9 protein-coding genes are annotated in these 14536 nt (G+C 59.7%); 7 read left to right on the forward strand and 2 right to left on the reverse strand.

What is annotated here, in order from left to right; genetic code table 11:
- Nucleotides 1-479: 479 nt before the first annotated feature.
- The 7 genes from LAP85_15715 to folK all read left to right on the forward strand — a co-directional run bounded on the left by LAP85_15715 (nucleotide 480) and on the right by folK (nucleotide 13254).
- On the forward strand, nucleotides 480-9101 hold the full coding sequence (locus LAP85_15715; GenBank protein MBZ5497851.1) for a cyclic beta 1-2 glucan synthetase: 8622 nt from the start codon (nucleotides 480-482) through the stop codon (nucleotides 9099-9101).
- Between the two features lie 160 nt (nucleotides 9102-9261).
- Nucleotides 9262-9429, forward strand: coding sequence for a DUF3309 family protein (locus tag LAP85_15720; protein MBZ5497852.1), 168 nt, complete (start codon nucleotides 9262-9264; stop codon nucleotides 9427-9429).
- Between the two features lie 221 nt (nucleotides 9430-9650).
- A complete protein-coding gene (locus LAP85_15725; protein ID MBZ5497853.1) occupies nucleotides 9651-10301 on the forward strand; it encodes a GTP cyclohydrolase I in 651 nt (216 codons plus the stop codon).
- A 21-nt stretch (nucleotides 10302-10322) separates the two neighbouring features.
- Nucleotides 10323-11513: an FAD-dependent oxidoreductase gene (locus tag LAP85_15730; GenBank protein MBZ5497854.1), complete on the forward strand. Its 1191-nt coding sequence runs from the start codon at nucleotides 10323-10325 to the stop codon at nucleotides 11511-11513.
- Between the two features lie 115 nt (nucleotides 11514-11628).
- A complete protein-coding gene (locus LAP85_15735; GenBank protein ID MBZ5497855.1) occupies nucleotides 11629-12390 on the forward strand; it encodes an SDR family oxidoreductase in 762 nt (253 codons plus the stop codon).
- Entirely contained in the window at nucleotides 12368-12727 is a 360-nt protein-coding gene (locus LAP85_15740; GenBank protein MBZ5497856.1) for a dihydroneopterin aldolase, read from the forward strand. Before LAP85_15735 ends, LAP85_15740 begins: the two co-directional genes overlap by 23 nt.
- Entirely contained in the window at nucleotides 12724-13254 is a 531-nt protein-coding gene (gene folK, locus LAP85_15745) for a 2-amino-4-hydroxy-6-hydroxymethyldihydropteridine diphosphokinase (GenBank protein MBZ5497857.1), read from the forward strand. Before LAP85_15740 ends, folK begins: the two co-directional genes overlap by 4 nt.
- Before the next feature lie 344 nt (nucleotides 13255-13598).
- On the opposite strand, the gene LAP85_15750 is transcribed toward folK, so the two are convergent.
- Nucleotides 13599-14351: a hypothetical protein gene (locus LAP85_15750; protein ID MBZ5497858.1), complete on the reverse strand. Its 753-nt coding sequence runs from the start codon at nucleotides 14349-14351 to the stop codon at nucleotides 13599-13601.
- A partial coding sequence (locus tag LAP85_15755; GenBank protein MBZ5497859.1) for a hypothetical protein occupies nucleotides 14344-14536 on the reverse strand: 193 nt, incomplete at its 5' end. The genes LAP85_15750 and LAP85_15755, both read right to left, overlap by 8 nt.

Raw genomic sequence — 14536 nt, forward strand, 5'->3', positions numbered from 1 at the left:
TCTCACACCGGAGAGAGGAATCAATCACATATGGGCCGACCTCATTTGTTCTGAATCAAACACTCCGCGGCTCAATCCGCAGTTACCTCCGCGAATATTCCTGCATCTGAAAGGGAGGGGGACAATTTCGCCTTCCCTTTCTTCTCCCCGTTGCACGAAGCAGAACAGTTGCTTCGGAGAAAGAGAGGATAGACACGATAACTCAAGTCGCCTGGATAGCGCCTGCACCTTCGCTTCCCGCAAATCAACAGACTTTAGGCTATAATCACCGGGGGAAGGGCTGCGTCCAAGCCCGCCACCCGGGTTGCGACCTGGTTGGTTGAGAGTTTGCTTCTAAAGAGGAGACCAACTTGACGGCGAGCAAGACGATTTTCGGGAACTTGCTGGATTTCTGGGCGGGTCTCCGCGGAGACGGTGCGGCTGGGGAGTATGGCCTTCCCGAGCCACCGCTGCGATCGGAACTATTCAGCCGCGCCCAGATGGAGCAGCATGGCAAGACCCTGGCGGGTTTGCACAGGTTAAGTACGGGACGTGTTCCGGGCCGGCTTCTGACGCGGCTGGCTGAGAATGAAGGCGTCCTCATCGGAGTCCGCAACCTGATCGAGGATGCGGTTAAGGCGAACCGCCGGATTTCGCCGGCCGGGGAATGGCTGCTCGATAACTTCTATCTGATCGAAGAGCAGATTCGCATGGCCAAGCGACACTTTCCAAAGGGCTACAGCCGGGAGCTGCCGCGCTTGCTGGACGGGCCTTCGGCTGGGCTCCCACGAGTGTACGACATCGCGTTGGAGGCGATCTCGCACGGCGATGGCCGGGTGGATTCGGAGAGTCTCAGCAGTTTTGTGGCATCTTACCAGACCGTGACTGTCCTGAAACTGGGCGAACTGTGGGCAATCCCCATCATGTTGCGCCTGGCACTGATCGAGAATCTTCGCCGCGTTGGGGCGCGGGTCGCCGCCAACAGGATCGACCGAAATCACGCCGACTCCTGGGCAGACCAGATGACGGAGATCGCAGAGAAAGACCCGAAGAGCCTGATTCTGGCGATCGCGGACATGGCGCGGTCGAACCTTCCGGTGTCGAGTTCATTTGTTGCGGAATTTGCGCGCCGGCTGCAGGGACAGAGCCCCGCTTTGGCGCTGCCGCTCACCTGGATCGAGCAGCGGCTCGCCGAGTCCGGCCTTACGATTGAAAAGTTGGTGCAATCGGAAAATCAACAACAGGCCGCCGATCAGGTTTCGATAAGCAACAGCATCGGCAGCCTCAGGTTTCTGGGGACGAGGGACTGGCGCGATTTCGTCGAGACTATGAGCGATGTCGAGCAGACCCTGCGCGCGGATCCCGGCGGCGTTTACGGCAATATGGATTTTGCCACCCGTGATCGCTACCGTCACGTAGTGGAGGAGCTGGCGAAGAGCAGCCGGCTATCCGAAAGCGAGGTGGCGCGCAAAACGATCCAGTTGGCACAGGAGGGCGCGGCCAGGAATGGCGCCGGCGATCGGGCCGCACATGCCGGGTTTTATCTGATCGAGAGCGGATTGCCGCTGCTGGAACGAACGGCGGAGGTGCGCCTATCTACCGCTGAGGCTTTTCAGCGGATGAGACGGCAGTTTCCTTTACTCCTCTATCTCGGCACGATCACGCTGATTACAGTGGCCTTTGCCGGGGGCTTAATGATGAAGGCGCATGCCGGCGGGTCCCTGGGATGGCCGCTCGCCCTGCTTGGTGTCCTCTCGCTGCTGTGTGGAAGTCAACTGGCGGTGGCACTGGTGAACTGGCTCGCGACGCTGCTGGCGAAGCCGCACCTGCTGCCGCGCATGGACTTTTCCGGCGGAATTCCTCCGGAATCACGCACGCTGGTTGTGATCCCGACTATGCTTACGAGCGCTCAAAACATCGAGGATCTGGTCGAGGCGCTCGAGGTCCGGTTCCTGGCAAATCGCGACGAGCACCTGCACTTCGGTCTGCTCACTGACTTTCGAGACGCACCGCAGGAAACGCTTGCGGAAGACGAGCCGCTGTTAGAGCTGGCCCGGAAGAAGATCGAAGAGCTGAATGAAAGGTATGGGCGCGCAAAAGCCGGCAATTTCTTCCTTTTCCATCGCCCGCGCCGCTGGAATCCCCGGGAGCGGATTTGGATGGGTTACGAGCGTAAGCGCGGGAAGCTTGCGGATTTGAATTCTCTTCTGCGCGGCGGCTCCAGGGATCGGTTCGCACTCGTCATCGGTGAGACTTCAGTTTTGTCGAGCGTGAAGTATGTAATCACCCTTGATACGGATACGCAACTGCCGCGCGATTCGGCGTGGCAGTTTGTAGGAACCATGGCGCACCCGCTGAATCGTGCGCGCTACGACGAAGATAAACAGCGCATCCGCGAAGGGTACTGCATTCTTCAGCCACGCATGGCAATAAGTCTGGCAGGCACAAACCGATCGCGGTACGCGCGACTGTTCGGGAGTGAGCCGGGCATCGACCCGTACACGCGCGCCGTCTCTGATGTTTACCAGGACCTTTTCCACGAAGGTTCGTTCATTGGCAAGGGGATCTATGATGTCGAAGCGTTTGAGCGGGTACTCAAGGGTCGCCTTCCAGAGAACCGGATTCTCAGTCACGACCTTGTGGAGGGGTGCTATACGCGGGCGGGGCTGTTGAGCGATGTGCTGTTGTATGAGGAATATCCCTCCGGCTACAACGCCGACGTGAGCCGCCGCCACCGCTGGATCCGCGGCGATTGGCAAATCGCACGCTGGCTGCTGCCACGCGTTCCCGGCTTCGGCAGTCGCCATCAGAAGAATCCGCTCTCCGGCTTGTCCCGATGGAAGATCTTAGACAATCTGCGCCGCAGTCTCGTGCCTGCGGGGTTGACATTGATGCTGCTGCTGGGCTGGACAGTATTGTCACCACCATGGTTTTGGGTCTTGGCGGTGCTCGGCATCATCCTGATTCCTGCTTTGATTAATTGCATCCTGGATTTGCTGCGCAAGCCGGCCGATGTACTTCTGGGTCAACACCTCGCTGTGGCGGCGCGTTGTTCAGCCCGGCGCTTCGCGCAGACGGCATTCACGCTCGTGTGCCTCCCCTACGAGGCATTTTTCAGCCTGGATGCGATTGTCCGCACGGCGGGGCGGATGCTGTTCACGCACAGGAGACTTCTCGAATGGAGCCCCTCGAACCACGCGGACAGCAATAGCCGCATGAACCTCCTCGCCTCCTGCCTGTCCATGTGGATTGCCCCCGCTTTAGCCGTTGCCACAGGGATCTATCTTTCGCTTTCGAGGCCTGTCACCCTGGTGTTGGCTGGGCCTATACTGGGGCTCTGGTTTGCCTCCCCCGTGATCGCGTGGTGGATCAGCCGGCCGCTCGCCCGCCGGGCAGCACGATTGTCCATTGACCAGATCATCTTTCTCCAGAAGCTTGCGAGGAAGACCTGGGCGTACTTCGAAACCCTCGTCGGGCCGGAGGATCACTGGCTGCCGCCTGACAATTTTCAGGAACGTCCGGTTGCCGCGATCGGGCATCGCACGTCGCCGACCAACATGGGACTTGCGTTGCTTGCGAATCTGTCTGCATACGACTTCGGCTACATTACGCCGGGGAAACTGATCGAACGCACGGCGAATGCATTCCACACGATGGAAGCACTGGAACGGCACCGAGGCCATTTCTACAACTGGTACGACACGCAGTCCCTGAAACCGCTGCTGCCTGCATATATTTCGACAGTAGACAGCGGGAACCTCGCGGGGCACCTATTAACCCTGCGGCCCGGTCTGCTCGCACTTCCCGATCACAACATCCTGGGAGAGCGCTTTTTTGACGGGCTCCGCGACACGCTCAGGATTCTCGTGGACACCGCGGGAGGTGCTGCTCCGGCCCGGCTCGCTCAACTTCATGAGGATCTTGAGCCCGATTCCCAGCCTACCACGCTCACGGCAACGTGGCAGTGCCTCGACCGGCTGGCGGCATCCGCCGCACAGGTGGCGGACAGCCTCGATGCCGGAGACCCCGAGAGCCAGGCCAACTGGTGGGCACGCGCCTTTGCCCGGCAGTGCCAGGACGCCCTCGGAGAGCTGACCATCCTGGCCCCGTGGACCCTGATGAAACCGGCCCCTGCTGGATTAGGCTTTCGCGGGTTCGATGCCATCCCGACGCTGCGCCAACTGGCAAGTCTCGAGCTGGATTTGCTGCCGGCAATCGAACCGCAGCCAGGCTCGAACTCATCCCCGGAGGCCGGCGCGTGGCTGGTTGAGTTTCGACGGCTCATCACGGAGGCAAGCCGGCGGGCTCGGGCAAGGCTTGCGGTCATAGAACGCCTCGTGCTGCAAGCCGGGGAATTCGCCCGTATCGAGTACGACTTCCTGTATGACAAGGCATCCCATTTGCTGACGATCGGGTACAACGTTGCCGAGCGCCGGCGGGACTCGAGTTCTTACGACCTGCTGGCTTCGGAAGCGAGATTGTGCAGTTTTGTTGCGATTGCGCAAGGGCAGCTGCCGCAGGAGAGTTGGTTTGCCCTGGGACGCCTGCTCACTACCGCAGGTGGACAGCCGGTTCTGCTTTCGTGGAGCGGTTCTATGTTCGAGTACCTCATGCCGCTCCTGGTCATGCCGACGTACGACCATACACTGCTTGACCAATCCTATATTGCAGCTGTGGACCGGCAGATCGCGTATGGCAAAAAGCGCGAGGTCCCGTGGGGCATTTCGGAATCCGGCTACAACGCGATCGATGTCCAGCTCAACTATCAGTACCGGGCGTTTGGCGTTCCCGGCCTGGGGCTCAAACGCGGGCTGGCTGAGGATCTGGTCATTGCGCCGTATGCCTCAGCGCTTGCGCTGATGGTCGCGCCCGAGGAAGCTTGCCTGAATCTCGAGCGACTCGCCGCGGAAGGATTCGAGGGGAAATATGGATTCTATGAAGCGATCGACTACACTCCCTCGCGCATGCCCCACGGGCAATCCAATGGCCTGGTTCGCTCTTTCATGGCGCATCACCAGGGCATGAGCCTGCTCGCGCTGGCCTATCTGCTCCTGGACCGTCCCATGCAGAAGCGATTCGAGTCGGATTCGTCCTTCCAGGCGACCACGCTGTTGCTCCAGGAGCGGGTCCCCAAGGCTACGGCGTTCTACTCGCAAACAGCCGAGAGTTCCGATTTACGCGTGACTGCCAACGGTCCGGAGACGCCGGTGCGCGTCTTCAGCAGCCCGGATACGCCGATACCGGAAGTGCAGTTGTTGTCCAACGGCGGATACCACGTGATGATCACGAACGCAGGCGGTGGTTACAGCCGCTGGAAAGACATGGCAGTCACGCGCTGGCGCGAAGACGGCACCTGCGACAACTGGGGCACGTTCTGTTACATCCGCGACGTGGCGAGCGGGAAGTTCTGGTCCACCGCATATCAACCGGCGCTGATACCATCACACAACTACGAAGCGGTTTTTTCGGAGGCGCGGGTGGAGTTCCGCTGCCGCGAACAGGGGGTCGACACCCATACGGAAATTGCGGTTTCCCCGGAGGATGACATCGAACTGCGCCGGATCCACATCACCAACCGCTCCCGGACACGCAGAGCCATCGACATCACAAGCTACGCGGAAGTCGTCCTCGCTGCGCGGGCCGCGGACGCGCTTCATCCGGCTTTCAGTAATCTGTTCGTTCAGACCGAGATCATCCGTGAGCGGCAGGCAATTCTCTGCACGCGCCGGCCCCGCTCGACCGGCGAGCAGACGCCATGGATGTTTCATTTAATGGCCGTTCATGGGGCGGGGATGGGCGAAATCTCCTATGAAACCGACCGGATGCGGTTCATCGGGCGGGGACGCAATGTGGCCACTCCCAAAGCGATGACCGATCCCGCGGCGCTCTCGGGCTGCGAGGGGTCCGTGCTGGATCCGATGGTCGCAATCCGCCAGCAAATAACGCTCGATCCGGAAGAAACGGCGGCGATCAATGTTGTGTCCGGCATCGGCGCGACGCGCGAAGCATGCCTGGGCCTGGTAGAAAAATATCAGGATTGGCGTCTGGCGGATCGCGTCTTCGACCTGGCTTGGACACATGGCCAGGTGCTCCTGCAGCAACTCAATGCCACCGAAGCCGACGCGCAACTCTATGGGCGCCTCGCCGGCTCCATCATCTACGCCAATTCCTCATTGCGCGCCGACCCGAGCATCCTCATCAAGAACTCCAGGGGGCAATCCGGTCTATGGGGTTACGCGATTTCCGGCGACTTGCCGATCGTGCTGCTGCGGGTCGGAGACCCGGCCAATATCGAACTGGTGCGCCAGATCGTGCAGGCGCACGCGTACTGGCGCTTGAAGGGTCTGGCGGTCGACCTGGTAGTCTGGAACGAAGAGCACGCCGGTTACCGGCAAGGGCTCCAAGAACAAATCATGGGCCTGATTGCCGCGGGCACCGAAGCCAACGTGACCGATCGGCCGGGTGGAATCTTTGTCAGGCCTGCGGAGCAGATATCGAACGAAGATCGCGTTCTGCTCCAGACGGTCGCTCGTGCCATCATCAGCGACAGCCGGGGATCGCTGGCGGACCAGATCAACCGGCGCGGCCCTATGGAAGTGCCGGTCCCGCGCCTTACGCCGACCAGAATCCGCCGCGCCGAACCCCCGGCGGCCACCGCATTGCCTCGCCGCGATCTGATCTTCTTCAACGGGCTGGGCGGCTTCACCCCTGATGGGCGCGAGTACGTGATTACGACCGCGCCCGGGCAAGTGACGCCGGCGCCGTGGGTGAACGTGTTGGCGAACCCGGACTTCGGAACGGTCGTCTCGGAGAGCGGCTGTGCCTACACCTGGAGCGAGAATGCCCACGAGTTCCGGCTCACTCCCTGGTACAACGACCCCGTAAGCGATGCGAGCGGAGAATCCATCTATATTCGCGACGAAGAGACGGGCCACTTCTGGTCGCCCACGCCGCTGCCAAGCCCCGGGGCGACGCCATACGCCACCCGGCACGGATTCGGCTACAGCGTCTTTGAGCACATGGAGCGCGGCATCCGCTCCGAGCTGTGGGTTTATGTGGCCCGGGACGCGCCGATCAAGTTCACGGTGTTGAAAGTGCGCAACGAGTCCGGCCGATCCCGCCGCCTCTCCGCCACAGGCTATGCGGAATGGGTGCTGGGAGATCTGCGCCCGAAATCCGCCATGCACGTGATCACCGAAGTCGATCTCAACAGCGGCGCGCTCTTCGCGCGTAATCCCTACAACACGGAGTTCGCCGATCGGGTTGCGTTTTTCGACGTGGATGATGCGGCTCGGACCGTCAGCGCCGACCGGACGGAGTTCCTGGGGCGCAACGGCACGCTTCGCAGTCCGGCGGCCATGACTCGAGCGCGGCTTTCCGGCAAGGTGGGAGCCGCGTTGGATCCCTGCGCCGCAGTCCAGGTTCCGTTCGAGCTCGCCGACGGACAAGAGCGTGAGATCATTTTCAGGCTCGGCGTCGGGCGCAACACCGATGACGCCGTCAACCTGGTGCATCGCTTCCGGGGGTCCGGCTCAGCGCGCGCTGCGCTCGAAGCGGTGTGGGAGTATTGGAACCGCACGCTCGGCGCGGTGAATGTGGAAACCCCCGACCCGTCCCTTGATGTCCTGACCAACGGCTGGCTCTTATACCAGACGCTCGCGTGCCGCCTCTGGGCGCGGAACGGATACTACCAGCCAGGGGGCGCCTTCGGTTTCCGCGATCAGTTGCAGGACGTGATGGCGCTCCTGCACGCCGAGCCCCACCTTCTGCGCGAACACTTGCTCCTCTGCGCGGGACGCCAGTTTTCGGAGGGAGATGTTCAGCATTGGTGGCATCCCCCCTCCGGCCGGGGCGTGCGTACGCACTGTTCGGATGATTACCTCTGGCTGCCGTTGGCGACCAGCCGCTACGTTCTGAGCACAGGAGACACCGGGGTGTTGGATGAGCCCGTTCACTTTATTGAAGGCCGCCAGGTGAAAGCGGAGGAGGACTCGTATTACGATCTGCCCGGCCGGTCGGAAGAAGCGGCCAGTTTGTACGACCATTGCGTCCGATCCATCCTGAGAGGTCTCCGCATGGGTGAGCACGGCCTGCCCCTCATGGGTTCCGGTGACTGGAATGACGGCATGAACCTGGTGGGTGAACACGGCAAAGGCGAAAGCATCTGGCTGGGATTCTTCCTTTATGAAGTGCTCACACGGTTTACGGAGGTTGCCCGCGGGCATGGCGACAGTCGCTTCGCCGAACATTGCCACTGGGAGGCGGCGCGAGTGCGTCAGCATATCGAGCAGCACGGCTGGGATGGCGCGTGGTACCGCCGCGCGTATTTCGACGACGGCTCGCCCCTCGGGTCGGCCGATAACCCCGAATGCCGGATCGATTCCATTGCGCAAAGCTGGTCGGTTCTATCCGGAGCGGGCGACGCCGGACGCTCGCGCATGGCTATGGCAGCAGTCGATCAGCGCCTGGTTCACCGCGATCATGCGCTGATCCAGCTCCTGGACCCGCCGTTCGACAAGTCGGACTTGAATCCCGGGTACATAAAAGGGTACGTCCCGGGCGTAAGAGAAAATGGCGGGCAGTACACGCATGCCGCCATCTGGGCGGCAATGGCCTTCGCTGCATTGGGCGACAGCCGGCGCGCGTGGGAACTGCTGGCCATGATCAACCCGGTGAACCATGCGGCCTCTCCGGCGGCGGTTGCGAACTACGGGGTAGAACCTTACGTGGTCGCGGCCGACGTCTACGCGCTCGCGCCGCACATCGGCCGCGGCGGCTGGACCTGGTACACGGGATCGGCCGGATGGATGTATCGGCTGATTGTGGAATCACTCCTGGGACTGAGGCTGGAAGTGGACAAACTCCGTTTCGCGCCGTGCCTCCCCGCGGATTGGAAGGAGTTCAAGGTCCACTACCGTTATCGGGAGACCGTGTATCACATCGCCGTCCTGCAAACCGCCGACGCGCATGCCGGGATGACCGTGACCGTAGATGGCATGGAACGAGACGACCAAGCCATTCCCCTGGTCGATGACCGGCAGGAACACAGCGCCGAAGTAAGAATCCATGTCGCACCCAGCCAAAGAACCGCCCCATTGGAGCACCAAACGGCGCTGGGTTAGACTCCACTCCCATAATCAAAAGAGGCATGGGCCATAGCGCTGTTGTCCCTTATTGACGGGGATGAGCAATGTTGACCCCATGTGTGAGCCATACTGAACCGACGCGAGAACCAGCCAATGGTATAGGTAACTGCGTTGTGAAGTAAAAACGCTGAGATCAATAAGAAGGGAGCGGAATAGGCTTGGAACTCTTTTGGTCGTGGTTTTGGCACTCGTGGGAGCGCTACCCAGGTGGTCGCATAGCAGAGAGTGGAATTATTTCCCAACCGGCGGGGTGGGTCTCGTTCTCTTCATCGCCGTCATCCTCTTATTCGTCGGTCGCAATTGAACCGCGTGCCACCATCGAAACACCAGGCGGGTACATGCATCTAAGAGGCGGGCTTGACTGGGCAGGAGTTCCAGTACATTATCGAAAACAGCCGCATATAATAACGTGCGTGCGGCTGACCGGAGCCCAGGCTCCATAGAACCGGCTGGGCCTGGATCATGTCGGCAGGCAGGTAGAAGTTCAGATTCGGGAATAGGCCAGCGATTCCTGTGGAGGGTGCGATGTCTCATGACCATGAGTCCAGCGGGCAGACGGTTGCCGCTACGCTGGGTTTGCGCCGGCGGGAGATTACCGACCAGCAGAGGCTGAAGTTTGAGGGGTATGCGGCGGAGATACTCGCGGCAATCGGGATGAACCTTGACACACCCGCGACCGCGGAGACGCCTCGTCGTTTCATCCAAGCCCTCTACGATGCCACGGAGGGGTACGACGGAGATCCGAAGTTGCTCAAGGTGTTTGCTACGGAATGCAGGGGCGGGCCGGACTGCCGCCTGAGCCAGGTTGTAGAAGGTCCAATCCAGTTTGTCGCCTTGTGTGAGCATCACGCCCTGCCATTCTATGGCCAGGCCTATGTCGGCTACATTGCACACGAGCACATCATCGGGATTTCCAAGTTGACCCGTCTGGTGCGGCTGTTTGCACGACGATTTGCCGTGCAAGAACGGATCGGCCAGCAGATTGCGGACACTCTCAATGCCATGTTGCAGCCACACGGTGTCGCGGTGTATCTGGAAGCTCGACACCTCTGTGTGGAGATGCGGGGCGTCCGGGAAATGTCTCCCAAGACCCGCACCACGTTCTGGCGCGGGGAATACGACGGAAACTCATCCCTGCGTGAAGAGTTTCTTGTCGCTTGCGGCCTGAGAAAATAGAGGACAGAGGAGGGTCCAGCCATGGCGGAACATTATTGTGACTACCTGATTGTTGGCGCAGGATTGGCAGCGGCGGCGGCTATTGAAGGGATCCGGGAACACGACCGCGACGGCTCCATAACTATGATCGGCGCGGAAAACCACCTTCCATATCACCGGCCGCCCTTGTCCAAAAAATTGTGGTTCGGCAAAACCGAAGTCAAAGATCTCTTTGTTCACGATCAGGCATTTTATGATCATAATGGGGTTTCCTTCTTCCCGGGCAGGCGTGTTGTATCGCTGGATGCAAAAAGCCCGACGGCCACGGATAGCAAAGGGCAAAGCCATCGGTTCAAGAAACTGCTGCTGGCAACAGGTGGCGCGCCACAGAATCTCCCTATTCCCGGCGGGAAAATCGACGGAGTCTGCTACTACCGGTTCCTGGACGACTACCAGCGGATCAGACAACAGGCTGACGAAGGTAGATCCGCCATGATCATCGGCGGTGGATTCATCGGATCGGAAATGGCCGCCGCGCTCCGAATCAACAAGTTGAATGTCACCATGGTCTACCCTGCTACGCACCTGTGCGACCGGGTGTTGCCTGCAGATCTGGGATTGGCAATGGAGCGGATCTATCAGGATCGAGGCATCAGGATTCTGAAAGGTCAAAAACCCACTTCTTTCGACCGGAAGGGATCAGCATTCTTCATCCGGACCAGTGGCGGCGCGCAGATCGAGTGCGACCTCCTGATCGTCGGCGTCGGCATAAAACCTGCCGTCGAACTGGCCGAAGCAGCGGGATTGAGAACCGGCGACGGCATCATCGTCAATGAATACCTGCAAACGTCTCATCCCAGCATCTACGCCGCCGGCGACAATGCCCGGTTCCCCTACCAGGCACTTGGACAGCAGGCCCGTGTCGAGCACTGGGACAATGCCCTCAACCAGGGCAAACTTGCCGGACGGAATATGGCCGGAGCACACGAACCATTCACCTATATGCCGTATTTCTTCTCCGATCTTTTCGAGTTTGGATATGAGGCAGTCGGTGATGTGAACTCTCAAATGGAGATCGTTGCGGATTGGCAGAAACAGCACGACACGGGCGTCATCTATTATCTGCGGAACCACAAAATTCGCGGCGTCATGATGTGCAATGTCTGGGATAAAGTGGATGCGGCGCGCCAGCTGATACTCCGCGGCGCAGATGCTACCGAACGCCTGGCCTGAGAATCGGGACGTTCGATAACTTTATACGGGCGCTTGGGATCTCGTGATGCGCGCGCCCTGAATCCGGTGCCCATGCCCGGCACGGAGTCTCAGCCGGAGGCGAGGCGATTTTCTGATGAGCACAGAGAGCCTGCACGGCCAGACGGCGCTGGTAACCGGCGCGGCGAAGCGCATCGGCCGGGAGATTGCTTTGGCCCTCGCCCGTGCTGGTGTTAATGTGGCCGTGCACTTCCGGCATTCCGCGAGGCAAGCGGAGGAACTGCGCACGGAGCTGGCTTCACACGGAGTGATGGCGTGGCTCGTGGATGCGGATTTTAGCGATATCGCGGCCGCCCAACGGCTGATCCCGGAAGTCGTCGAGGCGGCCGGGTCACTCGAAATTCTCGTGAACAGCGCTTCGCTGTTTCTCCCGAGCACCATCCAGAACATTGATTTTGCGGACCTGATGAACCAAATGCAGGTAAACGCGTGGGCGCCATTTGTGCTCAGCCGGGAGTTTGCCCGCCACATCGGTCGCGGGAAAATCATCAATCTGCTTGATTCGCGGATTGTGGGAGACGACCGATCCCACGTGGCTTACATTCTCAGCAAGCAGGTTTTCGCCCTCCTGATGAAGATGACGGCGGTTGAATTTGCTCCCCGAATAACCGTGAACGGTGTGGCGCCCGGGTTGATTTTACCTCCCGTCGGTGAGGATGAGAGCTACCTGAACGATCTCGCGCGAAAGATCCCCCTCAAACGGCACGGGGAGCCGGCCGATATCGCCGACGCAGTTCTGTATCTACTCAAAAGCGACTTCATAACCGGCCAGGTGATTTTCGTGGATGGAGGCCGGCACCTCATGGAGCCAAATCGTGGACCGGATCATAATCACTGACATTCGCGCCCGCTGCATCGTGGGCGTCAACAAAGACGAGCGCACCGAAAAACAGGATGTGACCGTCAACCTTTCCATCTACGCCGACCTCCGGAAGCCGGGGCGATCCGACAAGTTCGAAGATGCCATTGACTACCGAGCCATCAAGAAACGGGTGCTCAACCTGGTTGAGAACTCGAAATATTTCCTGCTTGAGGCGCTCGCGCAGGCCGTGGCGGATATCTGCCTCGAGACACCCGGCGTCATCAAAGTCCATGTCCGGGTGGACAAGCCATCTGCCTTGCGCTTCGCCCGGAGCGTGAGCGTTGAGATATCACGGCAAAGAGGGGCGCAGTGAAGGTTCGCGCGTTCATAGCCGTGGGATCCAACATCAGGCCGGAAGAGAATGTGCGTACTGCCCTCCTAGCCCTGGCCCGGCAAGAGCAGATTGTTGCTGTTTCCACAATCTATCGAACGGAACCGGAAGGCCGGCCCGATCAGCCGGATTTCTACAATTGCGTCGTCGAAATCAAGACGGACAAGACTCCTGAGGCGCTGAAATACCAGGTTCTCAGGCGCATCGAAGCCGGCCTCGGAAGGCAGCGGACTTCGGATAAGTTCGCGCCGCGTACCATCGACCTCGACTTGATGCTCTATGACGACCTGGTACTCGACACGGACAGCCTCGTACTGCCCGACCCCGAGATAGCCTCCAGGGCCTTCCTTGCCGCGTGTTTGAGCGAACTCGCACCGGACATGACGTTGCCGGGAACCACTTCATGGGTCACAGAGCTGGCTGCGCGTCTCCCTCAAGACCATATGCACCCACTCGAAGACTATACGGCCCAGATAAGGAGAGACATGTATTTCTTAGGACGCGGATAATCGCGGCTGGAGCAAAAACAATCCGTGTGCAAACACGCCCGGGCGCGTTTCCCTGCGTTCAGCCGTGTCCCGAAAAATAGGTTGCCCTGTTCATGAACCACTGTGCTTAGAGAAAAACTCGCTGAGTTAGGCGGCGGATTTGGGGCCGACGTAGAGGGCCACTTCCTCGTATTTCGCACGCCGGACGCGCTCGAGGCAGCCAACGGCCCACAGCAAGACGTTTTTGATGACTCCAGAATCCACGCAGCGGCGTGGTCCGGTATTTCTTGTCCGGGGACCGGTAAAATTGGCAATCATCAATGTCGATCTCTTCCGGGCTGTGGAAGCTCAAACCAGGCTCAGTACTAATGAGGTAGCGTGTGGCAACTGGCGCTCTTGGCCTTTCCTGCAGACAGCGCCTGCCCACGGGCAGGCTCCTGCTTGTTATAGCTCCCCTCGGGTGGTTTCGGAGCTGGAATAGCCAGTTGATAAAAATGAAGGGCAGCAAGCTTAGAGGTAATCATGTCATCGCTGTTCCGCATGTATCCGAAACGGGCTTTGGCGCCCACCGGGAATTGCTCCTGGGTCAACCTGGGATCGAAAAATGTGCCCTTCCCATGCATCTGGGTATTGGCAACATAGGCGTTCCAATAGGTCACCGAGCCCCAGCCAGTGTATGTATGGAGGTTCACGCCGGCCAGGCCAAAGGCTGCTGGCAGCAACGTTGCCGCGGATTTCCCGTCTGGGCGAAATGCTTTGCCGTCCTGATCGAGTTCGGCATCGTACTTGCCCGGTCCCCAGCTGCCGAGAACTTTCTTTACGGTGGGCACATCGACACCCAATAAATCTGCTAGGGGTTGCAAGTTGGGCGCCAAAGAGACGATGGCCCCAACGTTAAGATCGCGGTTGGCCCAACCGTCCCGCCGGTGGCCGATGCCTGGAACGAGTGAGTCGTCCACCGTCGAGTGGCAAAAGGAGCACTGTATTCCAATAGACTTCAGATTTCCCTTGGCATCGAAGAAGCCTGTGACACCCAAAACCGATTTCAGTTTGAGAAGCGCCAGAGTGGTGGCCGGGTCGTCAAGGTTGACCTTTCCTGCTTTCAATTGTTCAACCAAGGAGGACGGTAAAGCGTCCACATCCACCTTGAGGCCGACCGCTAGTCCCTAAACCAGTGTGATTTTTTGCTAGAAAAGCTGAAACAACCCTGGAATGTGCTTCGTTATTGGTTATAATAGGAATTAGCATATAACTAATACAACCAAAAGGAGCACATTCCAGGTGAACAAAAGAAACCACAAAA

Source organism: Terriglobia bacterium (assembly GCA_020072565.1).
Taxonomy (GTDB): Bacteria; Acidobacteriota; UBA6911; order UBA6911; family UBA6911; genus JAFNAG01.